The 20,250-nt window shown below is 67.4% G+C and carries 19 protein-coding genes and 1 tRNA gene; 7 read left to right on the top strand and 13 right to left on the bottom strand.

The annotated features are described in order from the left end of the window. Window positions 1-291 precede the first annotated feature (291 nt). The 5 genes from SJY11_RS10205 (at window position 292) to SJY11_RS10185 (ending at window position 6,304) form a co-directional block, all read left to right on the top strand. On the top strand, window positions 292-1,143 hold the full coding sequence (locus tag SJY11_RS10205; protein ID WP_376986480.1) for a VOC family protein: 852 nt from the start codon (window positions 292-294) through the stop codon (window positions 1,141-1,143). A gap of 96 nt (window positions 1,144-1,239) precedes the next feature. Then, a complete protein-coding gene (locus SJY11_RS10200; protein WP_376986479.1) occupies window positions 1,240-2,847 on the top strand; it encodes an ABC transporter substrate-binding protein in 1,608 nt (535 codons plus the stop codon). Window positions 2,848-2,878: 31 nt separating this feature from the next. Next, window positions 2,879-3,856, top strand: a complete 978-nt coding sequence (locus SJY11_RS10195; protein ID WP_376986478.1) for an ABC transporter permease — start codon at window positions 2,879-2,881, stop codon at window positions 3,854-3,856. A 4-nt stretch (window positions 3,857-3,860) separates the two neighbouring features. After that, the gene (locus SJY11_RS10190; protein ID WP_376986475.1) at window positions 3,861-4,691 is read left to right on the top strand and encodes an ABC transporter permease; all 831 of its coding nucleotides are present in this window, start codon (window positions 3,861-3,863) and stop codon (window positions 4,689-4,691) included. Continuing rightward, window positions 4,688-6,304, top strand: coding sequence for an ABC transporter ATP-binding protein (locus tag SJY11_RS10185; RefSeq protein WP_376986474.1), 1,617 nt, complete (start codon window positions 4,688-4,690; stop codon window positions 6,302-6,304). The genes SJY11_RS10190 and SJY11_RS10185 overlap by 4 nt, the downstream gene beginning before the upstream one ends. A 168-nt stretch (window positions 6,305-6,472) precedes the next feature. Here the strand turns inward: SJY11_RS10185 and SJY11_RS10180 are convergent. The 13 genes from SJY11_RS10180 to SJY11_RS10120 form a co-directional block, all read right to left on the bottom strand. After that, window positions 6,473-6,548, bottom strand: a tRNA-Ile gene (locus SJY11_RS10180). A 128-nt stretch (window positions 6,549-6,676) separates the two neighbouring features. Then, window positions 6,677-9,082 (bottom strand): methyl-accepting chemotaxis protein, encoded by a 2,406-nt coding sequence (locus SJY11_RS10175; protein WP_376986472.1) that lies wholly within the window; start codon window positions 9,080-9,082, stop codon window positions 6,677-6,679. Between the two features lie 432 nt (window positions 9,083-9,514). After that, a complete protein-coding gene (locus SJY11_RS10170) occupies window positions 9,515-11,920 on the bottom strand; it encodes a methyl-accepting chemotaxis protein (protein ID WP_376986471.1) in 2,406 nt (801 codons plus the stop codon). A gap of 34 nt (window positions 11,921-11,954) precedes the next feature. Then, entirely contained in the window at window positions 11,955-13,121 is a 1,167-nt protein-coding gene (locus SJY11_RS10165; protein WP_376986470.1) for an ABC transporter substrate-binding protein, read from the bottom strand. 324 nt (window positions 13,122-13,445) lie between these two features. Then, entirely contained in the window at window positions 13,446-13,862 is a 417-nt protein-coding gene (locus SJY11_RS10160) for an acyl-CoA thioesterase (RefSeq protein WP_376986468.1), read from the bottom strand. A gap of 90 nt (window positions 13,863-13,952) precedes the next feature. Then, on the bottom strand, window positions 13,953-14,978 hold the full coding sequence (locus SJY11_RS10155; RefSeq protein ID WP_376986467.1) for a methionine synthase: 1,026 nt from the start codon (window positions 14,976-14,978) through the stop codon (window positions 13,953-13,955). Between the two features lie 159 nt (window positions 14,979-15,137). Further along, window positions 15,138-15,431, bottom strand: a complete 294-nt coding sequence (locus SJY11_RS10150; RefSeq protein ID WP_376986466.1) for a HigA family addiction module antitoxin — start codon at window positions 15,429-15,431, stop codon at window positions 15,138-15,140. Between the two features lie 10 nt (window positions 15,432-15,441). Further along, entirely contained in the window at window positions 15,442-15,720 is a 279-nt protein-coding gene (locus SJY11_RS10145; protein ID WP_376986465.1) for a type II toxin-antitoxin system RelE/ParE family toxin, read from the bottom strand. 64 nt (window positions 15,721-15,784) lie between these two features. After that, a complete protein-coding gene (locus tag SJY11_RS10140) occupies window positions 15,785-17,026 on the bottom strand; it encodes an MFS transporter (protein ID WP_376986464.1) in 1,242 nt (413 codons plus the stop codon). 182 nt (window positions 17,027-17,208) lie between these two features. Beyond that, window positions 17,209-17,769 carry a type 1 glutamine amidotransferase domain-containing protein gene (locus tag SJY11_RS10135; RefSeq protein WP_376986463.1) on the bottom strand — a complete coding sequence of 187 codons (561 nt, stop codon included), beginning with the start codon at window positions 17,767-17,769 and terminating at the stop codon, window positions 17,209-17,211. Window positions 17,770-17,863: 94 nt separating this feature from the next. Beyond that, window positions 17,864-18,151, bottom strand: coding sequence for an HlyU family transcriptional regulator (locus SJY11_RS10130; protein ID WP_376986462.1), 288 nt, complete (start codon window positions 18,149-18,151; stop codon window positions 17,864-17,866). 90 nt (window positions 18,152-18,241) lie between these two features. Then, window positions 18,242-18,664: a secondary thiamine-phosphate synthase enzyme YjbQ gene (locus tag SJY11_RS10125; protein WP_376986461.1), complete on the bottom strand. Its 423-nt coding sequence runs from the start codon at window positions 18,662-18,664 to the stop codon at window positions 18,242-18,244. Window position 18,665: 1 nt separating this feature from the next. Further along, complete coding sequence (locus SJY11_RS10120; protein WP_376986460.1) at window positions 18,666-19,277, bottom strand: LysE family translocator; 612 nt, start codon at window positions 19,275-19,277, stop codon at window positions 18,666-18,668. A gap of 134 nt (window positions 19,278-19,411) precedes the next feature. On the opposite strand from SJY11_RS10120, the gene SJY11_RS10115 reads away from it, so the two are divergent. Further along, window positions 19,412-19,756: an ArsR/SmtB family transcription factor gene (locus SJY11_RS10115; RefSeq protein WP_376986459.1), complete on the top strand. Its 345-nt coding sequence runs from the start codon at window positions 19,412-19,414 to the stop codon at window positions 19,754-19,756. Beyond that, window positions 19,753-20,235, top strand: coding sequence for an SRPBCC family protein (locus tag SJY11_RS10110; RefSeq protein WP_376986458.1), 483 nt, complete (start codon window positions 19,753-19,755; stop codon window positions 20,233-20,235). The genes SJY11_RS10115 and SJY11_RS10110 overlap by 4 nt, the downstream gene beginning before the upstream one ends. Window positions 20,236-20,250: the final 15 nt, after the last annotated feature.

The raw sequence follows: 20,250 nt of genomic DNA, 5'->3' as shown, positions 1-20,250 counted from the left end.
GCTCGGCGGGCGCCACGCCGGCCATCCTTGCCCCCTGCCGCCGTCGAGGCAAGAGGAGGCCTTCTCGGGCAACGCAGAAGCGAAGACAGATTTTCTCTGTCGGCGCCGCCATGCGAACAGGTTCGTTCGAATTTCGCAATATATCATTCGATGCTTGGAATATTCATCCCCGCCCCGTTATGTTTGCAGTGCAGCGGGGGGCTGCCCGCAGGGAGCGATCGGGCGATTGCGCCCCGGCAGCGCTTCGGGTGAACTTCCTCTCCTGTCGGCTTTTTCGACCAAAGGCGTCCCATGTCTCTCAAGCACATCCTCGGCCTTGACCATGTCATGGTGACCGTGCGCGATCTCGATGCCGCCGCGGCGGGCTGGAAGCGCCTCGGCTTCACGGTATCGCCGCGCGGGACGCATTCGCCGCATCTCGGCTCCGGCAACTACACGATCATGTTCGGCGAGGATTATCTCGAACTGCTTGGGATCATCACCGAGACCGAGCACAACCAGCCGATGCGCGACTTTCTGAAGACGCGCGAGGGCGTCGAGCGCGTCGCCTTCACAACCAGCGACGCGGCTGCGGGGGTTCTCGAACTTCAGGAGCGCGGCATCGACGCAGACGGCCCGGTGCATTTCGGCCGGCCCGTGGAACTGCCCGATGGCGGCGTCGGCGAAGCGAAGTTCAACGTGTTCCGCTGGCCTCTGTCTGAAGACCCCGGCGGTATCCGCATCTTCGCCTGCCAGCATCTGACCCGCGACACCGTCTGGATTCCCGCGCTGCAGAGCCACGCCAACGGCGCGCGACGGATCATCCGCCTCGAAGTCCTCTCGGCCGATCCGAAGGCCGCAGCGGCGCATCTCGGCCGCCTGATCGACGAAACTGCGCAGTCCGATGGCGATGGCTGGTCTGTGCCGACCGGCGGCAACCGGGCCGACATTTTGTTCTATGACGCCGCCGGCTTCGCCCGCCGCTACCCGGACACGGTCCGGAAGGGGGCGGCGAGTGGGGGTGCGGTGGCGCTGATTCTGGCGAGCGACGATCTCGAAGGCGCGAAGGCGGCCCTCGGCCCGCTCGCAGAGGCTCACGACGGCGCGCTCAGCGTTCCCGCCCAGGCCGCCAACGGCATCATCGTCAGCTTTCTGCCGCTATAGCCATCACGCCCGCTTTTTGGGCAGCGGCGCCGTTGACGCCTGTGGCCGCCGCCCGCATCGTTTCCCCAACGTGACCGCAGGACCGAGGATCTTCCCATGGACATGACCCGCCGCGCCGCGCTTCTGACCAGCGCCGCCATCGCTTCCAGCGTTGCCTTCCCGATGCGTTCGCTCTTCGCCCAGGAGACGCCGCGCAAGGGCGGGGTTTTCACCGTCCATTACGGCGCCGAACAGCGCCAGCTAAACCCGAGCCTCCAGGCCTCGACCGGCGTCTACATCATCGGCGGCAAGATCCAGGAACAGCTCGTCGATCTCGACGCCGCGGGCAAGCCCGTCGGCGTGCTGGCGACGAGCTGGGAGGCCGCGCCCGACGGCAAGACCATCACCTTCAAGCTGCGCGACGGCGTGAAATGGCATGACGGCAAGCCGTTCACATCTGCCGACGTGCAGTTCACGGCCATGGAGATGTGGAAGAAGATCCTCAACTACGGCACCACGCTGCAGCTCTTCCTCACCGCCGTCGACACGCCCGATCCGCTCACCGCGATCTTCCGCTACGAGCGGCCGATGCCGCTGAACCTGCTGCTGCGCGCTTTGCCCGATCTCGGTTATGTCTCGCCGCGCCACGTCTACGAGGGCAAGGGCGAGATCCGTCAGAACCCGGCCAATCTCGCGCCCATCGGCACCGGCCCGTTCAAGTTCGTCACCTATGAGCGCGGCCAGCACGTCATCGCCGACCGCAATCCCGACTACTGGCGTCCCAATGCGCCCCATCTCGACCGCATCGTCTGGCGCGTCGTCACCGACAGGGCCGCTGCCGCCGCGCAGATGGAAGCCGGCCAGATCCATTACAGCCCGTTCTCCGGTCTGACGATCTCGGACGCCGCACGGCTCGGCAAGGATCCGCGCTTCATCGTCTCGACCAAGGGCAACGAGGGCAATGCCCGCACCAACACGATCGAGTTTAACTTCCGCCGCAAGGAACTGGCCGATATCCGCGTCCGCCGCGCCATCGCGCATGCGCTCGACATCCCCTTCTTCATCGAGAACTTCCTCGGCGACTTCGCCAAGCGCGGCACGGGACCGGTCCCTTCGGTCTCCACCGACTTCTACCCGGCCGACAACGGCCCGCAGTACCCCTTCGACAAGAAGCGCGCCGCAGCCCTCCTCGACGAGGCCGGCTTCAAGGCCGGCGCGGGCGGAACCCGCTTCAGCCTGCGCCTCCTCCCGGCGCCCTGGGGCGAGGACATCTCCCTCTTCGCCACCTTCATCCAGCAGTCGCTGGCGGAGGTCGGGATCAAGGTCGAGGTCGTCAGGACCGATGGCGGCGGCTTCCTGAAGCAGGTCTATGACGAGCACGCCTTCGACCTCGCCACCGGCTGGCACCAGTACCGCAATGACCCGGCCGTCTCGACGACCGTGTGGTATCGCTCGGGCCAGCCCAAGGGTGCGCCCTGGACCAACCAGTGGGGCTGGACCGACGCGACGATGGACAAGATCATCGACGACGCGGCAACCGAGGTCGATGCGACCAAGCGCAAGGCGCTCTATGGCGAGTTTGTCCGACGCGCTAACACCGAACTGCCGATCTGGACGCCGATCGAGCAGATCTTCCTGACGGCGATCAGCGCCAAGGCGCGCAACCACTCCAACACGCCGCGCTGGGGCTCGAGCTCCTGGCACGATCTGTGGTTGGCGGAGTGAACGACCTCGATTTCGCCGAACTGCTGAGCTGATGCGCATCCTGACCCTCGCGGGGCGGCGTCTGGCCGCCTCGATCCCGACCCTGCTGCTGATCCTGATCGGGGTCTTCGTCCTGCTGCAGTTCGCGCCGGGCGACACGGTCGATGCGCTGATGGCCCAGATGGGCGGGGGCGATGCCGAGACCGCCCGGCAGCTACGCCAGTATTACGGCCTCGACGTCTCCGCCTGGGCCCAGCTCGGCAACTACCTCTGGCGGCTGATGCGGCTCGATCTCGGCTTCTCGGCGATCTACGGCAAGCCGGTCGCGACCGTCATTGCCGAGCGCCTGCCCGCGACGATCCTGCTGATGACGGCGTCGCTCTCGCTCGCCTTCTTCTTCGGGCTGATCTTCGGCGTCATCGCCGCGCGCGGCGTCAACCGCTGGCCCGATACGCTCATCTCCACACTGGGCCTCGTCTTCTACGCCATGCCGACCTTCTGGTTCGGCCTGATGGCGATTGTCGTCTTCGCGATCTACCTGCAATGGCTGCCGGCCGGCGGCTTCGAGGACATCACGGTCGGCCTCACCGGCTTCGCGCGCACCCTCGACATCGCCAGCCACCTCGTCCTGCCGACGCTGACGCTCGGCCTCTTCTACATGGCGATCTATCTGCGCATCATGCGCGGCTCGATGCTGGAGGTGCTGACGCTCGATTTCGTCCGCACGGCGCGCGCCAAGGGCATGGACGAGACCCGCGTCGTGGTCCGCCACGTCCTGCGCAACGCGCTCCTGCCGATGGTGACGCTGATCGGCCTGCAGGCCGGCACGATGCTCGGTGGCTCAGTCGTCGTCGAGAGCGTGTTCTCGCTGCCGGGGCTCGGGCGCCTCGCCTATGAATCGGTGATCCAGCGCGACCTCAACACGCTGCTCGGCATCGTCTTCGTCTCGGCGCTGCTCGTCATCACCGTCAATTTCATCGTCGACCTGCTCTACGCCCGGCTCGACCCGCGCATCACCACGGGGAGCTGACGCAATGTCCTTCCTGAAACTGTATTTCCGCAGCCCGCCTGCGATCATCGGGCTGCTGCTCCTGATCCTCGTGCTCGCCATGGCGATCAGCGCCGACTGGTTCTACCCGCGCGATCCCCTGGCGCTGGCGGGGCGGCCGCTGATCTGGCCTTTCAGCAATCCTCGCTTCCTGCTCGGCACCGACAATTCCGGCCGCGACATCGCCGCCCAGATCTTCCACGGCGCGCGCATCTCGCTGCTGATAGGCCTCGTCGCCACGCTGATCTCGGTCGGGATCGGCATCACCATCGGTGCTGTTGCCGGCTATTACGGCGACTGGGTCGACACCGCCCTGATGCGCGTGACCGAAGCCTTCCAGACCCTGCCGAACTTCATCCTGCTGCTTGTCCTCGTCGCCGTCTTCGGTTCGACCATCACGACCGTCACCGTCGCGATCGGTATCGTCTCCTGGCCGGCCTCGGCGCGGCTGACGCGGGCCGAGTTCCTGTCCCTGCGCAACCGCGAATTCGTGCAGGCCGGGCGCACGCTCGGCCTGCGCGACGTGAAGCTGATCTTCGGCGAGATCCTGCCCAACGCCCTCCCCCCGGTGATCGTCTATGCCAGCGTCGTCATGGCGATCGCGATCCTGCTCGAGAGCGCGCTGGCCTTCCTCAAGCTGTCGGACCCCAACGTCGCCTCCTGGGGCAATCTGATCGGCGCCGGGCGCGACGTGCTGCGGGTGCAATGGTACGTCTCCGCCATTCCCGGCGTCGCCATCCTCGTCACGGTGCTCGCCGTCTCGCTCGTCGGGCAGGGGATGAACGATGCGCTGAACCCGAGGCTGAAGGGCCGATGAGCGCCATCCTCAACCTCGACGCGGTCAGCGTCAGTCTGCCCAGAAACGCCGACCGCCCCCATGCGATGAGCGAGGTCTCGCTATCGCTTTCCGCCAACGAGTTCCTCTGCGTCGTCGGCGAATCCGGCTCCGGCAAGTCGATGACGGCCAATGCCGTGATGCGGCTGCTGCCGCCGGGCGTCGCCATCGATGGCGGGCGCATCCTGTTCGAGGGGCGCGATCTCGCAGGCCTGAGCGAGCCGCAGATGCGCAAGGTCCGCGGCGCCGGCATCGCCATGATCTTCCAGGAGCCGATGACGGCGCTGAACCCGCTGCGCACCATCGGCGACCAGATCGGCGAGATGTTCCAGCTCCACACCGATCTCGGCAAGGCTGAGATCAGGGACAAGGTCCAGGCTCTGCTCGAAGAGGTGCGGATCCCCGACCCCGTCGCGGCGGCCAAAGCCTATCCGCACGAGCTCTCCGGCGGTCAGCGCCAGCGCGCCATGATCGCCATGGCGCTCGCGCTCGACCCCAGGGTGCTGATCGCCGACGAGCCGACGACCGCGCTCGACGTCACCACCCAGGCCCAGATCCTCAACCTGATCCGAGACCTGCAGAAGCGCAAGGGCACCGCCGTCCTGTTCATCACCCATGATTTCGGCGTCGTCGCTGAGATCGCCGACCGCGTCGCGGTGATGAGCCAGGGCCGCGTCGTCGAGCAGGGCACGGCGGAAGCGGTGCTCGGCAACCCGCAGCATCCCTATACCAAGCAGCTCATCGCCGCCGTCCCGCCGCTGAAGGCCCCTGCCCCGCGCGAACTCGCGACCGAGATCATCCTCGCGGCCGAGCACGTCTCCAAGACCTATCGCACCGGCGGCTTCCTCGGCCGCGGCCAGCGCGTGACCCATGCCGTGCGCGACGTCTCGCTGACGCTGCCGAAGGGCGCGACCCTCGGCATCGTCGGCGAATCCGGCTCGGGCAAATCGACGCTGGCGCGCTGCCTGGTGCGCCTGATCGACCCCGAGAGCGGCGCCATCCGCATCGGCGGCACCGATATCGCCAGCCTCTCCAAGTCCGAACTGCGCGCCGAGACGCGCCATATCCAGATGGTCTTCCAGGACCCCTTCGCCTCGCTCAACCCGCGCCGCAAGGCGGGCGACGCCGTCGCACAGGGGCTGATCGTCCACGGCACGCCGCGCGCCGAGGCGCTGGCGCGGGCGCGCGAGCTCTTCGCGCTGGTTGGGCTCGATCCCTCCGCGATCGACCGCTACCCGCATGAATTCTCCGGCGGCCAGCGCCAGCGTATCGGCCTGGCGCGCGCGCTGGCGCTGGAGCCGCGCGTGCTGGTCGCCGACGAGCCGGTCTCGGCGCTCGACGTCTCCGTGCAGGCGCAGGTGCTCAAGCTGCTCGCCGACTTGCGCCAGCGCCTCGGCCTCTCGATCGTCTTCATCACCCATGACCTGCGCGTCGCCGCCCAGGTCTGCGACCTCGTCGCGGTGATGAAGAACGGCGAGGTCGTCGAAGCCGGTCCGATCGGACAGGTCTTCGGCGCGCCGCAACACGCCTACACTCAGGCTCTGCTCGACTCGATTCCCGGCCGAGGCTTCGGATTGCGCATGCCGGATTCCTGACCTCGATCGCATCGGCGCGGGCACCGGACAGAGCCGGCCGATGACGCGCCCTCAGCGGCGCCGCCATCCCGATGCCACCGCCACGACACCCTCAATCCCCATCCGAGACGGCTTGGAGCTACGCCAGAACGACCCGATCGGGTCGATCGCGGGCCCTCTGATCGGAAGTGGTGGGCCGGGCCGGACTCGAACCGGCACCGGCGCTGTTATGAGCAGCGAGCTCTAACCATTGAGCTACCGGCCCATGCCCCGCGTAGCATCGCGCCCGAGCCGGCCGCAAGCGTCATGCGAAGCCTCCCCGCACAAAGCCGAAGGCCCCGCCATCTGTGGGATGGCGGGGCCTTCTGGTGTCGTGGGGTGCGGCGTGGCCGCTCAGGCGGCTTCGGCCATCGCATGGGCCTTGTCGGAGCCGTGGCCTTGCCGGAAGCGGAAGCGGGCGATGTGTTCGCTCAGCGCGCGGGTCTGCTCGTCGGTCAGCGCCAGCGCGGCGTTGGTCTCCTCGACCAGGGCTGCGTTCTGATGCGCCATCGAGCCGATGCCGTCGATCTCGGTGTTGATCGCCGAGACGTCGCTGGCCTGGCTCCTGGCCGTCTGCGAAATACCGTTCATCAGCCCCGTCAGGTCGTTCACCGAGGCGACGATCGCCTCGAACATCTGGGCGGTTTCCTCGACCAGGCCGACGCCGACCTTGACATCGCCATGCGCCGCCTCGACCAGCTTCTTGACGTCGTTGGAGGCATCGGCCGAGCGCTTGGCCAGGCTGCGGACCTCGGTCGCGACGACCGCGAAGCCGCGGCCGCTGTCGCCGGCGCGGGCCGCCTCGACGGCCGCGTTCAGCGCCAGCAGATTGGTCTGGAAGGCGATCTCGTCGATCATCGCGATCACCTCGGAGATCTTGTCCGAGGAGGTGCGGATGCGCTGCATCGCCTCGAGCGCGGATGCCACGACCTTCTCGCCCTGCTGCGCCTGGCTCTCGGCGCCCTCGGCCATGCCCGTCGCCTGGGCCGCCTCGCTCGCCGTCTTCTTCACCGTCCCGGCGAAGGCGCCGAGCTGGTTGGTCGCCATCGAGACGGCGTTGCTCTCCTCGCTGGTGCGCTCGGCCAGATCCGTGACGCCGTCGAGGATCTCGGTCGTGGCGCTGCGCACCGCCGCGACCGTCTCCGACAGCTTGGCGAGCGTGCTCTCGAACTCCTCGGCGAGCGCGTTGGTGCCGTTCTTCAGCTCGGCGAAGGCGCCCTGATACATCCCCTCGATGCGGGTCGAGAGATGCCCCGCCGAGAGTTCGGCGAGCACGTCGCAGGTTTCGGACAGGCCGCCCTGCACCGTCTCGAGCAGTTCGTTGACCGAGCCCGCCAGCGCGTTCAGCTCGGCGTCGGCAAAGTTCGCCTCGACACGGCGGCTGAAATCGCCGGCCGCAGCGGCCGCCACGACCTCGCCGAAGGCGGCGCCGAGTTCCGCCATCATCGCGCGGCGCTGGTCCTGGGCCCGTGCGTCGTCCTCGATCTTGGCGGCCTCGGCCGCGCGCAGCGCCACCGCATTGTCGCGGAACAGCAGCACGCTCTTCGAGATGTCCGAGATCTCGTCATTGCCCTTCGTCTCGACAACCGTCTCCAGAGCCCCGTCGGCGATCGCCCGCGTCGCAGCCCAAAGCCGGTTCAGACGCCCGATGATCGCAGGACGGACGTAGAAGAGCGAGAGCGACAGGGCGATCAGCAGCGAGCCGATGCCGATGGCGCCCAGCCACTTCTCGCTCTGCTGGATCAGGCTCGCCGTCGAAGCACTGGCGGCAACGGCCTCGCCGCGCGCCCCCTCGACCAGTTTCTCGACCTGGCCGCGCAGGGTCGCGGCGGCCTTGTCGACCGTCTTCAACGTCGTGGCAATCTCGCCGAGCGTCGTCAGGTCGCGCTCCCGCATCTCGACGATGCCCGAACGCCCCTCACCCATCTTGATCACGGCCTCGACGACCTGGGTCCGGAAGGCGTTGGAGGACGCGGCCTCGGCAGCCTGGAGCTCCATACGGATACGCATGGCGGTGGCCTTGAAGCGCTCGCGGGCGATGTCGAGACGCGCCTTGTCGGGGACCTGAGCCGTCTCGCGCAGCATGCCCATCAGCTCGTTGACCTGGGCCTCCAGCTTGCGGGCGAAATCGAAAACCGGGAAGTCGCGGTCGTTCAGCGTCTTCATCGCGGCGTCGAGCTGCTCGCCCGACAGGCCCTTGATGCTCTCGATGCCCATGGTGACGTTGAAACGGGCCTCATCGGCCTCGGAGCCGACGACGCCGCTGAACACGCGGCCCGCCTTGCCGAGATTCTCCAGCAGACCGTTCATCGCGGCCGCGTTGCGCATCCGGGCGCCGGTGAGGTCGTTGATCTCGTTGATTGTGCGCGAGAGTTCGTCGACCGCCTGCTGGGTCGGCTTCATGTCGAGCCCGCTGAGGGTCGCGATCCGGCGAATCAGGTCGAACTGGCGGGCCTCGATCCGATCGAGCTCGTTGGTCAGGGCCGCGCGCTGCTGGACGTTCTCGACATCCATGAAGCGCGGTGCCAGCGCCGTCGAAAGCGTCGCCGCCTGCGACAGCTCGAGCGCGAGCTCGACCATCGGCATCTTCCGGCCGGCCATGTCCTGAACCGTCTGGTCGACGCGGCCGAAGGACAGCCACGCGACAGCCGACGCCACGATCGTCAGCGCGGTCATCAACCCCACGGCTGCGTAAATCCGCGCGGCGATGCCGACGCGGAGCGGTTTGCGCTGGCGGGGGGGTTTGCAGGCCTTCGTCATCGATCGCTCTCCGAATGCAACGCGACATCTTGAACGACGAAGCTGGTGCGAGGCCTTTGGAAGTCTCCGACCGAGGCTGCCAAACGCAAGACCTGCCATCAGCACCGCGACATTCGGCAACCGAAGACGAGCCCCCGAACCGCTCCGCGCCTCGACTGTCGATAGGCGGGAACCTTGTTCAAACGACAAATCGTCCGGATGCGCTTAAAGAACGTTTAAGCTTGCGGATTCTTTTGAATCACTCGCCCTGGACCCCGATTCAGCTTCCGTTAGGGAATGTCGTCCGGTTTTTTGCTGGGCACAACGGAATTGTCCCGGACGCGGGGGGCCTTTTTTCGCGTTCCTGCGAGCCGGCGGGGCCCAAAAAGCCGAAGGCCCCGCCATCTGTGGGATGGCGGGGCCTTCTGGTGTCGTGGGGTGCGGCGTGGCCGCTCAGGCGGCTTCGGCCATCGCGTGGGCCTTGTCGGAGCCGTGGCCTTCCCGGAAGCGGAAGCGGGCGATGTGTTCGCTCAGCGCGCGCGTCTGCTCGTCGGTCAGCGCCAGCGCGGCGTTGGTCTCCTCGACCAGGGCTGCGTTCTGATGCGCCATCGAGCCGATGCCGTCGATCTCGGTGTTGATCGCCGAGACGTCGCTGGCCTGGCTCCTGGCCGTCTGCGAGATGCCGTTCATCAGCCCCGTCAGGTCGTTCACCGAGGAGACGATGGCCTCGAACATCTGGGCGGTCTCCTCGACCAGCCCGACACCGACCTTGACGTCGCCATGCGCCGCCTCGACCAGCTTCTTGACGTCGTTGGAGGCATCGGCCGAGCGCTTGGCCAGGCTGCGGACCTCGGTCGCCACGACCGCGAAGCCCCGCCCGCTGTCGCCGGCGCGGGCCGCCTCGACGGCCGCGTTCAGCGCCAGCAGATTGGTCTGGAAGGCGATCTCGTCGATCATCGCGATCACCTCGGAGATCTTGTCCGAGGAGGTGCGGATGCGCTGCATCGCCTCGAGCGCGGATGCCACGACCTTCTCGCCCTGCTGCGCCTGGCTCTCGGCGCCCTCGGCCATGCCCGTCGCCTGGGCCGCCTCGCTCGCCGTCTTCTTCACCGTCCCGGCGAAGGCGCCGAGCTGGTTGGTCGCCATCGAGACAGCGTTGCTCTCCTCGCTCGTGCGCTCGGCGAGATCCGTGACGCCGTCGAGGATCTCGGTCGTGGCGCTGCGCACCGCCGCGACCGTCTCGGACAGCTTGGCGAGCGTGCTTTCGAACTCCTCGGCGAGCGCGTTGGTGCCGCTCTTCAGCTCGGCGAAGGCGCCCTGATACATCCCCTCGATGCGTGTCGAGAGATGCCCCGCCGAGAGCTCGGCGAGCACGTCGCAGGTCTCGGACAGGCCGCCCTGCACCGTCTCCAGCAGTTCGTTGACCGAGCCCGCCAGCGCGTTCAGCTCGGCGTCGGCAAAGTTCGCCTCGACACGGCGGCTGAAATCGCCGGCCGCAGCGGCCGCCACGACCTCGCCGAAGGCGGCGCCGAGTTCCGCCATCATCGCGCGGCGCTGGTCCTGGGCCCGTGCGTCGTCCTCGATCTTGGCGGCCTCGGCCGCGCGCAGCGCCACCGCATTGTCGCGGAACAGCAGCACGCTCTTCGAGATGTCCGAGATCTCGTCATTGCCCTTCGTCTCGACAACCGTCTCCAGAGCCCCGTCGGCGATCGCCCGCGTCGCAGCCCAAAGCCGGTTCAGACGCCCGATGATCGCAGGACGGACGTAGAGCAGGGCCAGCACGAGCGCGATCAGCAGCGAGCCGACGCCGATGGCGCCCAGCCACATCTTGCTCCGCTCGATCAGATTCGCTGTCGAGGCATTCGCCGCGACCGCACCGGAGCGAGCCGATGTGACGAGCTTGTCGATTTCCGCGCGCATCACGGCCGCGGCCTGGTCGATGTCGAGGACACGGGCATTGATCGCAGCCTGCGTTTCGAGATCGCGCTGGCGGAGCGCGACCACGCCGCGCGGCCCTTCGCCCAGGGCGATGACCGCGTCGATCACGCGGGTCCGCGCCTCGTTTGGCTTGATCTTGTCGGCGGCCGCCATGTCCTTCTCGATCCGCAGCACGACCGCATTGAGACGTTCGCGCGCGAGCCCCAGATGCGACTGGTCCGCGATCTGGCCGGCCTCGCGCAGGAGCCCGATCAACTCGTTGACCTGTGCTTCGAGCTTGCGCGCGAGATCGAAGGCCGGGAACTCGACGTCGTTGACGGCCTTCAGGGCTTCGTCGAGCTGCGCGCCCTCCAGGCCCTTGACGCTCTCGATGCCGAGCACGACGTTGAACTGGCGCTCATCGGCCTCGCCGCCGACCACCTTGACGAAGTCTTCGCGCACCTTGTTCAACTGCTCGACGGCGGCGGCCATCTGCGCGGCATTGCGCAGGCGCGTTCCGGTCAGGTCGTTGATGTCGTTGATCCGCAGCGAGAGATCGTCGATCGCCTTCTGAACCGGCTTCATGTCGACACCGCCGATCTTGCCGACCGCCCGGACCAGTTCGAACTGCCTGGCCTCGATCGTATCCAGCTCCGTGGTCAGGCGAGAGCGCTGCTGCACGGTCTGGACATTCATGAAGCGCGGCGCCAGTGCGGTCGACTGCGTGCCCACCTGGGACAGTTCGAGCACGAGTTCGACGGTGGGCATCTTGTGCTCAACCATCTCGCCGACCGTGGCATTGATCCGATCATAGGACAGCCAGGCCACCGCGGAGGCGACGATCGTCAGCGTGGTCAATGCGCCGAGCGCAGCATAGATGCGCGCGGCGATGCCGATGCGCAGCGGCGCGCGCAGGCGCGCCGGTGTCTTGGCCTTCGTCATGTCACTCTCCGGAGTACGACGCGGAAGATGCAGCTCAGGCGGACAGCGAACCGACCGACTTGAACGTGCCGTCCGTTCCGATGACCGTCAGGTAGACGTCGTCGGAACCGCGATTGTCATTGGGGCCGAAGGTCATCTTGAAGCCGCCGAAATCAAAGGAGCCGTTGGTCAGCGCCGCCATCAGGGCCTTGCGGGTCGGGTCCTTGCCGGCCTTTTCCAGAGCGGCGACGACGGTGCGACCGACGAGATAGCCCTCCAGCGAAACGAAGCCCGGCTTCTTATTCTTGGCGTCGCTGGCGGCGAGCGCGGCCTGATAGGCCTTGACCACCGGGATCGAGGTGTCGGTCGGAAGCGGCACGACCTGCGTGACGTAGACCCCCGCGCCGGCATCGCCGAGTTCGGCCGCCAGCGCGTCCGAGCCGACGAAGGAGATGTTCATGAACACCGGCGTGAACTTCACCTGCTTGCACAGCTTGATGAACTCGGCGCAGGGCTTGTAGGGGCCGACCATCACCACGGCTTCCGGATTGGCCTTGCGGATTTCGAGCAGGGCGGACCGGACCGCGACCGTGTTCCGCTCGAAGGTCCCTTCGGCGACGAGGCTCATCTTGCGCGCGTCCATCGCCTTCTTGACGCCGGCGAGGCCGGCCCGGCCGAACGCGTCGTCCTGATAGAAGATCGCGATCTTGGAGAAGCCCTTGTCCTTGACGAGCCGCTCGATCCAGACCTCGGTCTCCTGGAAGTAGGAGGCGCGTACATTGACGACATGCGGCAGATAGGGATCGCGCAGGCCTTCGGCGCCGGTGAAGGCGCCGATGAAGGGCAGGCCGGCCTCCTTGGCGATCGGGTGGGCGGCCATCGCCGTCGGCGTGCCCACCGGACCGACGAGCGCGAAGACCTCCTTGGCGATCAGCGCCTTGGTCGCATCGATCGACTTGCCGGGCTCGTAACCGTCATCTTGCGTCAGAAGCTCGATCTTGCGCCCCCCGACGCCACCCTTGGCGTTGGCCTCGGCGAAGGCGGCGGTGAGGCCATCGCGCATGCCCAGGCCCAGCGCGCTGGCGGGCCCCTCGAACACGGCCGCCTGGCCGAGCACGATCTTGTCGGCGAAGACGCCGGTTTCGGCGAAGGCGCGGCCCGGCAGGAGCGAGGCGGCGGAGGCGCAGGCAAGGCCAGTCAGGACATCACGACGATGGATCATGAAAGGATTCCCCCAATAATTCTTCTTCAGTGGTCAGTCGGGTTAGGCCAGCCGACCGGAAGAATGCGGGGAAGGCACCTAACGAAGGGTTAAGTGACTGGATTATTCTGAATCAGTCGCGATTCCGAGGATTCAGCGTTCGTTAGCGTTTGGCGATCTGTTGGCGCGGCTCATGCGAGCCGGGTGAAACGCCGGCAAGATCATCGCACAGAGACCGTCAGATCTTGAGCCGGATCGTCAAGGGCATCATGACGTTACGGCACGCGCTCACCGGCCCAACCCCGAAGCCATGCCATTCGGCCTCAGCCGAGCCCGCGGCGCACGCTAGGCGGGTTGGGCAGGTTGGGGCACGGGACGCGGCCGCCCCTCCTCGTCGATCGCGACGAAGGTGAAGGTCGCGTCCGTGACCTTCTCGTGGATCATGGTGCGGAAGCGCCGGGCCCAGGCCTCGACATGGATCTTCATCGAGGTCCGGCCGACGGACTCGACCTCGGTATAGACGCTGAGGACGTCGCCGACCTTGACCGGCCTGATGAAGGTCATCGCATCGACCGCGATGGTGACGACGCGCCCCTGCGCCCGGTCGACCCCGGCGATGCCGCCGGCCGCGTCCATGCGCGACATCACCCAGCCGCCGAAGATGTCGCCATTCGCATTGGTGTCGGCCGGCATCGCATTGATGCGCACCGTCAGGTTGCCGCGCGGCGCCTCGTCCTGCGCCACGCCCGCTTCTCTCGTCATCCCCTCGGCCCCCATCAATTCTCCGCCCATTGGAGCATGCGCCGCGGCGCCTGCGCCAGATGGAGCGGACGAGGGTACGGGATGCCCGGCTCAGGCCGCGCCGAGTTCCTTGCGCACCAGCGCCGCCCCGGCCGACAGGGCCGCGAGCTTGCCGTAGGCGACCTCCGACGTCATCGGCGCCATGCCGCAATTGGTGCAGGGGAAGAGCTTCTCGGGCGCCACGAAGGCGAGTGCGGCGCGGATCGTGGCCGCGACCTCCTCGGGCGTCTCGATCGTGTTGGAGGCGACGTCGATGGCGCCCGCCAGCACGTCCTTGCCGTCGAGCAGCCTGATCAGGTCGAGCGGCACCTTCGAGTTGCGGCACTCCAGCGAGACCTGCTGGATCGAGCTCTTCGCGATCGCCGGGAAGGTCTGCTCGTAGTGGCGCCACTCCTCGCCGAGCGTCGCCTTCCAGTCGATATTGGCCTTGATGCCGTAGCCGTAGCAGATGTGGACGGCGGTGGTCGCGGTCAGCCCATGCGCGGCGCGCTCCAGGCAGGCGATGCCCCAGTCCGGCACCTCCTTCATGTAGACGTTGAAGGCGGGCTCATCGAACTGGATGACGTCGACGCCGAGCGCCTGCAGCTCATGCGCCTCCTCGTTCAGCACGGCGGCAAACGCCATGGCGAGGTCCTCGCGGCGGCCGTAATGCTCGTCGGCGATGGTGTCGACAATCGTCATCGGGCCCGGCAGCGTGAACTTCAGCTTGCGCGTGGTGTGGGCGCGCGCGGCCTGCGCCTCCATGCTGTGCACCGGCCCCTTGCGGCGGATCGCGCCGGTGACCGTCGGCACCTCCGCCTCGTAGCGGTTGTTGCGGATGCCCATGATCGTCTTCTTGTCGAAGTCGATGCCGTCGAGATTGGCCAGGAAGCCGTGGACGAAATGCACCCGCGCCTGCTCGCCGTCGCCGACGATGTCGATGCCGGCATCCTCCTGCAGCTTCACCGCCAGGATCGTCGCGTCGCGCCGGCCCTCCTGCAGCGCCACGCCCTCCAGCTTCCACGGCGCCCAGAGCCGCTCGGACTCGGCGAGCCAGGTCGGCTTGGGCAGGCTGCCGGCGATGGTGGTGCGAAGCATGGAGGTTTCCTTTGGTTATGGTTGCGCCGACATCGACTGCAGGGGGCGTCGCCGTCAAGTCAGACGATCGGGTCTGCGACACAGCTGCCAAGATCACAGCAACCAAGTGTCAGCTGGCTTGGCCAGTCGCGAGCCCTGACGGCGTCGCAGCGATGATGCTCAGGCGGCGACGAGAGGCGCCAGTTCGGCATAGGCCTCCGCCTTGGCGACCTGTTCGCGCGTGAGATCGTAGCTGTTCTGGAGATTGAGCCAGAAGCCCGCCGAGGCGCCGAGCACCCGCTCCAGCCTGAGGGCCGTATCCGCCGTCATGCCGGTTTCGGCCCTCAGGAGCTTGGTGACCCGTGTGGGGGGGACCTTCATGGCACGCGCCAAGGCCCGGGCCGAGATTCCCATCGGCTCGAGGAACTCATGCTGCAGCATTGCTCCCGGATGGGTCGTGATGCGCGTCATCATGCGCTCTCCCTCAATGGTAGTCCGTGATCTCGATCGCGTGAGCCTGTGCCCCGTCCCATTCGAAACAGATCCGGTATTGATCGTTGATCCGGATGCTCCACTGGCCCGCGCGATCGCCCTTCAGCGCTTCGAGGCGGTTGCCCGGCGGCACGCGGAGATCGTCCAGGCGCGTGATGTTCATGACGCGATCGAGCTTTCGCAGCGCGATCGCCTCGAAGCCGCGCCAGCGGGGATGGCAAATCCCATCCTCGTAAAGAGCCAGCGTATGCTTGTCGGCGATCCGCTTCATCCGAACTGTTTCATATCATGAAACAGAAATGGCGAACAACACCTGTCCGGAACGTGATCCGGCCTCAGACCGCCGCCGTCGCAGCGGGTCCTTCCGGCCGCCGCCTGGCCCGCATCATCAGCCAGCACACCACCGTGAGGTTGACGAGGTTCCAGGCCAGCCCGTTGAGGAAGGCGGCGCGATAGGAGGCAAAGGCGTCGAAGATCGCGCCCGAGACATAGCCGCCGACCGCCATGCCGAGAATGGTGGAGGACATCACGAGGCCGATCCGCACGCCAGCCTCCCGCGCCGGCAGGTATTCCCGGATGATCACCGCATACATCGGCACGATGCCGCCCTGGAACAGGCCGAAGATGCCGGTGACGATGAAGAGCGAGGTCAGCCCGTCGAACCAGAGATAGAGGAAGAGCGCCAGCCCCTGCATCAGCGAACCCAGCGCCAGCGTCGCCGTGCCGCCGATGCGGTCGGCGACGAAGCCCGATGCGATGCGGCTGATGATGCCGAGTGCCAGCATCAGCGAGAGCATCTCGGCGCCACGCGCAACGCCGTAACCCAGATCGCTGCAATAGGCGACGATATGCACCTGCGGCATCGCCATGGCGACGCAGCATGAGAAACCCGCGATCGCCAGCAGCCACTGCAACTGGCTGGCCGAGAGTCCGAGATCGCCGCGCGCGTTCGTGCTCGCCGCCTCCTGCGCCGCGATGCTCGCCGCCGATGGCCGGCGGCGGAAGAACGGCGCGAGCGGCAGCATGATCGCCATCACCGCAAGCCCGATGCCGATATGGGTCGCGCGCCAGCCATGGCTGGCGACGCCCCAGGTGATGACCTGCGGCCAGATCACCCCCGCCAGATAGCTGCCCGAGGCTCCGAAGACGACGGCGAGCCCGCGATGCTTGCGGAACCAGTGCGAGAGATCCGCGATCAGCGGCGAGAAGCCGGCCCCGCCACCGACGCCGATCAGGAAGAGATGGACGAGCGCGAACTGCCAGAGCGATTGCGCCATCCCGGCGAGGATGTAGCCGCTGCCCAGCAGCAGCGCGCCGCCGACGATCGGCACGATGATGCCGTAGCGGTCGGCGATGCGGCCCATGGCGATATTGCCGAAGCCGAAGCCGAGCATGACGCAGGTATAGGGCAAGGAGGCGCCGGCCCGCAGCGTGCCGAACTCGGTCTGCACCGAGGGCAGCACCACGACGACGGACCAGGTGCCGACGCAGGCCGCCGTGCCGATTAGCAGCGAGACGGCCAGGCGCAGCCAGGCATAGGAGGAGTCGGGCGCGTAGCGGGTTTCGTCGGTGACCATGTTTCCTCGGCGCGCCGGCTCTGGGGCCAGACGTTCTTGACCGAGGATTAGGCAGGGCGCAGCGTCTCGGCAAGCGCGCCCCAAGCAGGGTGGCGCGGCGTCGATGTGTGCGCGCCCCTGCCCGAAACGAAGAAGCCTTCGCCTGGCGGCGAAGGCTCCAGCAGAGCAGTTGTCGATCGTGATCAGGCGGCGCGGCGCTCGTGGCGGCCTTCGTTGATCTCTTCGATGATCTTGGCGAAGAAAGCCGGCAGGTCGTCGGGCTTGCGCGAGGTGACGACGCCCTTGTCGGTCACGACCTCGCTGTCCTCCCACTGCGCGCCGGCATTGATCATGTCCTGCTTGATCGTGTTGTACGACGTCAGGCGGCGGCCCTTGGCGATGCCGGTGTCGATCAGCAGCCAGGGCGCATGGCAGACGGCGGCGACGACCTTGCCCTGCTCGAAGAAGCGCTTGATCAGCGTCAGCGCTTCGGGCGTGCCGCGCAGCGTGTCGGGGTTCATCTGCCCGCCGGGCAGCACGATGGCGTCGTAAGTCTCGGCGCTGACCTCGGCGAGGGTCTTGTCGACCTTGACCGCGCGGCCCCAGTCCTTCTGGTCCCAGCCGGTGATTTCGCCGCCCTCAGGCGCGACGATATGCACGGTCGCGCCGGCTTCCTTCAGCTTGGCATGCGGGACATCGAGTTCCGACTGTTCGAAGCCGTTGGTGGCGAGGATGAGGATGGTCTTGCCAGAAAGCGAGCTCATGAAGAGCCTCGGTGTTCGGGTTGAGGGTGATGACCCGACAACCCGCACCGGCAACGACCGTTCCTGCGGTCTTGCGTCGCTCCCCGCCGGGCAGCTACCGGAAAACGCTTTCGCCCGCCTGATCGACCAGCTGCTGGCCCTTGACCAGCGTGAAATCGACGGCCTCGTCCTTGCCAGGGAAACGGTCCGCCCGGACGAAGCGGTGGCTCTTCATTTCGCCATCGATCGTCTTCTCGACGACGCCGCAGAGCTGCCACTGGCCGCCCTCCTGATAGGGCGTGGCATGGATGGTGAATCCGTTGTGCTCGATGGTCTTGAGCGGGCCGGCCGGAGCCGCGTCAACCGGCTTGCGGCCACCGAACAGGGATTTCAGGAACGACATCGGGCTTTTCCTCCGGAGCGGGTGCGCGGCCGCAGGGAGAACTAACCGTACCGCACCGCCCTGCCAAGGCGCGCGACGACGCGGCCGCGCTCAGGCGAGGTGCAGCACCACCTCGCGGCGATGCGGCCGGGCGCGATGCTCGAACAGATAGATCCCCTGCCAGGTGCCGAGCGCGAGCCGCCCGCCCATCACCGGGATCGAGAGCGAAACGGGTGTCAGCGCCGCCTTGAGATGGGCGGGCATGTCGTCGGGCCCCTCGGCGCGGTGGACGAGATAATCCATCGCCGGATCGTCGGCGGAGGGCACGAGCCGGCGGAAGAAAGCGTCGAGATCGACACGCACGTCGGGGTCGGCATTCTCCTGGATCAGCAACGAGCAGGAGGTGTGACGCACGAAAACCGTCAGCAGCCCGGTCGCGATGCCCGCCCCCGCGACAAAGGCGGCTGCCTCGCGCGTGAACTCATAGAGGCCCGGCCCGCGCGTCGTGATCGCCAGCAGCGTCTGCGCCGCCATCTCAGCGCTCGGTGACGGCGAGCCTGGCGCCCAGCGCCACGAAGGCGGCTGCGAAGCCGCGCCGCAGCCAGGCCATCACCGCCGGCCGCGTCACCACCCTGTCGCGCATCGCTGCCGCGAAGAGGCCATAGAGCGCGAAGACCACGAAGGTCATCGCCATGAACACGCCGGACAGCTCGAGCATGCGCGCCAGTGGCGCCTTTTCGCCGGCCGCGATGAACTGCGGCAGGAAGGCGACGAAGAAGATCGAGAGCTTGGGGTTGAGCACGTTGATCGCGACGCCGTCGCGCAGCACCCGCCAGGCCGAGCGCGGATCGGCCTTCGCATCGACGGCGAGCGCGCCATGCTCCCGCAGCGTCTGCCAGGCCATGAACAAGAGATAGGCGACGCCGGCATATTTCACGACCGCGAAGGCGAGCGCGCTGGCGTGCAGCAGCGCCGCCAGCCCCAGCATCGCCGCCAAGAGATGCGGCACGATGCCGAGCGTGCAGGCGAAGGCGGCAAGCAGGCTCGCGCGCGAGCCCCGGGTGAGCCCCGCGGCGATGGTGTAGATCGCGCCCGTCCCCGGCGAGGCGACGACGATGAGCGAGGTCAGCAGGAATTCGGGCGACATGGGACGAGCCTCCGCGGAGCAGCGGCCAGCAAGCCGCAAGCCGCTGCCGGGATCAAGCCCGCCTCGCCACCCGTCCACCCTGGTGACAAAACTTAGGCATTGACCTAAGTGTTGTTCTACGCTTGGATCGCCCCATGTCCGCGACGCTCCCCACCCTCGACGACGCCTTCCGCGCCCTGGCCGATCCGACCCGGCGCGCGGTGGTGCAGGCGCTGGGGCGGGGGCCGGCCTCGGTCAGCGAACTCGCCCGGCCCTTCGAGATGGCGCTGCCGAGCTTCCTCCAGCACCTCAGGGTCCTGGAGGAGAGCGGGCTCGTCACCACGGCGAAATCCGGGCGCGTGCGCACCTGCTCCCTGCGCCGTGAACCTCTCGCCGCCGCCGAAACCTGGCTGGAGGCGCAGCGCAGCCTCTGGACGCAGCGCCTCGACCAGCTCGACGCCTTCGTCCTGCACCTGAAAAACGACGAGGAACGCCCATGACGACCCTGCCCGCAGCCGCCTTCGACCCGGCGCTGGATCTCGAACTCAGGCGCGAGGTCGCGGTACCGCCGCATCTGGTCTGGCGCGCCTGGACCGAGCCGGCCCTGCTCACGCAGTGGTTCACGCCCGCCCCCTGGCGCACCACGCATTGCGAGATCGACCTGCGCCCCGGCGGCCAATTCCGCACCGTGATGGAGGGTCCCAACGGCGAAAAGAACGACAGCACCGGCTGCTTTCTCTTTGTGGTTCCGGAGACGCTGCTGGTCTTCACCGACGCGCTCGGGCCCGGCTACCGCCCGCTGGGCTCCGGCTTCATGACCGCCTCGATCGAAATCGAGCCGACGACGACCGGAACGCTCTACACGGCCCGCGCCCTGCACAAGGACGAGGCCGGCCGCAAGCAGCACGAGGAGATGGGCTTCCAGCAGGGCTGGGGCACCGCGCTCGACCAGCTGGTGGCGCTGGTGAAGGGGATGTGACGACCACAATCCCTT

The sequence above is a fragment of the Allobosea sp. R86505 genome (assembly GCF_042466375.1).
Taxonomy (GTDB): domain Bacteria; phylum Pseudomonadota; class Alphaproteobacteria; order Rhizobiales; family Beijerinckiaceae; genus Allobosea.
Note: the sequence above shows the minus strand (reverse complement) of the source record. Positions and strands in the feature narration are given on the sequence as shown.

What these genes read in the sequence shown, in the direction of transcription:
- SJY11_RS10205 (WP_376986480.1), top strand. Translation starts at nt 292, where the DNA reads ATGTCTCTCAAGCACATCCTCGGCCTTGACCATGTCATGGTGACCGTG.
- SJY11_RS10200 (WP_376986479.1), top strand. Translation starts at nt 1,240, where the DNA reads ATGGACATGACCCGCCGCGCCGCGCTTCTGACCAGCGCCGCCATCGCT.
- SJY11_RS10195 (WP_376986478.1), top strand. Translation starts at nt 2,879, where the DNA reads ATGCGCATCCTGACCCTCGCGGGGCGGCGTCTGGCCGCCTCGATCCCG.
- SJY11_RS10190 (WP_376986475.1), top strand. Translation starts at nt 3,861, where the DNA reads ATGTCCTTCCTGAAACTGTATTTCCGCAGCCCGCCTGCGATCATCGGG.
- SJY11_RS10185 (WP_376986474.1), top strand. Translation starts at nt 4,688, where the DNA reads ATGAGCGCCATCCTCAACCTCGACGCGGTCAGCGTCAGTCTGCCCAGA.
- SJY11_RS10175 (WP_376986472.1), bottom strand. Translation starts at nt 9,082, where the DNA reads ATGACGAAGGCCTGCAAACCCCCCCGCCAGCGCAAACCGCTCCGCGTC.
- SJY11_RS10170 (WP_376986471.1), bottom strand. Translation starts at nt 11,920, where the DNA reads ATGACGAAGGCCAAGACACCGGCGCGCCTGCGCGCGCCGCTGCGCATC.
- SJY11_RS10165 (WP_376986470.1), bottom strand. Translation starts at nt 13,121, where the DNA reads ATGATCCATCGTCGTGATGTCCTGACTGGCCTTGCCTGCGCCTCCGCC.
- SJY11_RS10160 (WP_376986468.1), bottom strand. Translation starts at nt 13,862, where the DNA reads ATGACGAGAGAAGCGGGCGTGGCGCAGGACGAGGCGCCGCGCGGCAAC.
- SJY11_RS10155 (WP_376986467.1), bottom strand. Translation starts at nt 14,978, where the DNA reads ATGCTTCGCACCACCATCGCCGGCAGCCTGCCCAAGCCGACCTGGCTC.
- SJY11_RS10150 (WP_376986466.1), bottom strand. Translation starts at nt 15,431, where the DNA reads ATGATGACGCGCATCACGACCCATCCGGGAGCAATGCTGCAGCATGAG.
- SJY11_RS10145 (WP_376986465.1), bottom strand. Translation starts at nt 15,720, where the DNA reads ATGAAGCGGATCGCCGACAAGCATACGCTGGCTCTTTACGAGGATGGG.
- SJY11_RS10140 (WP_376986464.1), bottom strand. Translation starts at nt 17,026, where the DNA reads ATGGTCACCGACGAAACCCGCTACGCGCCCGACTCCTCCTATGCCTGG.
- SJY11_RS10135 (WP_376986463.1), bottom strand. Translation starts at nt 17,769, where the DNA reads ATGAGCTCGCTTTCTGGCAAGACCATCCTCATCCTCGCCACCAACGGC.
- SJY11_RS10130 (WP_376986462.1), bottom strand. Translation starts at nt 18,151, where the DNA reads ATGTCGTTCCTGAAATCCCTGTTCGGTGGCCGCAAGCCGGTTGACGCG.
- SJY11_RS10125 (WP_376986461.1), bottom strand. Translation starts at nt 18,664, where the DNA reads ATGGCGGCGCAGACGCTGCTGGCGATCACGACGCGCGGGCCGGGCCTC.
- SJY11_RS10120 (WP_376986460.1), bottom strand. Translation starts at nt 19,277, where the DNA reads ATGTCGCCCGAATTCCTGCTGACCTCGCTCATCGTCGTCGCCTCGCCG.
- SJY11_RS10115 (WP_376986459.1), top strand. Translation starts at nt 19,412, where the DNA reads ATGTCCGCGACGCTCCCCACCCTCGACGACGCCTTCCGCGCCCTGGCC.
- SJY11_RS10110 (WP_376986458.1), top strand. Translation starts at nt 19,753, where the DNA reads ATGACGACCCTGCCCGCAGCCGCCTTCGACCCGGCGCTGGATCTCGAA.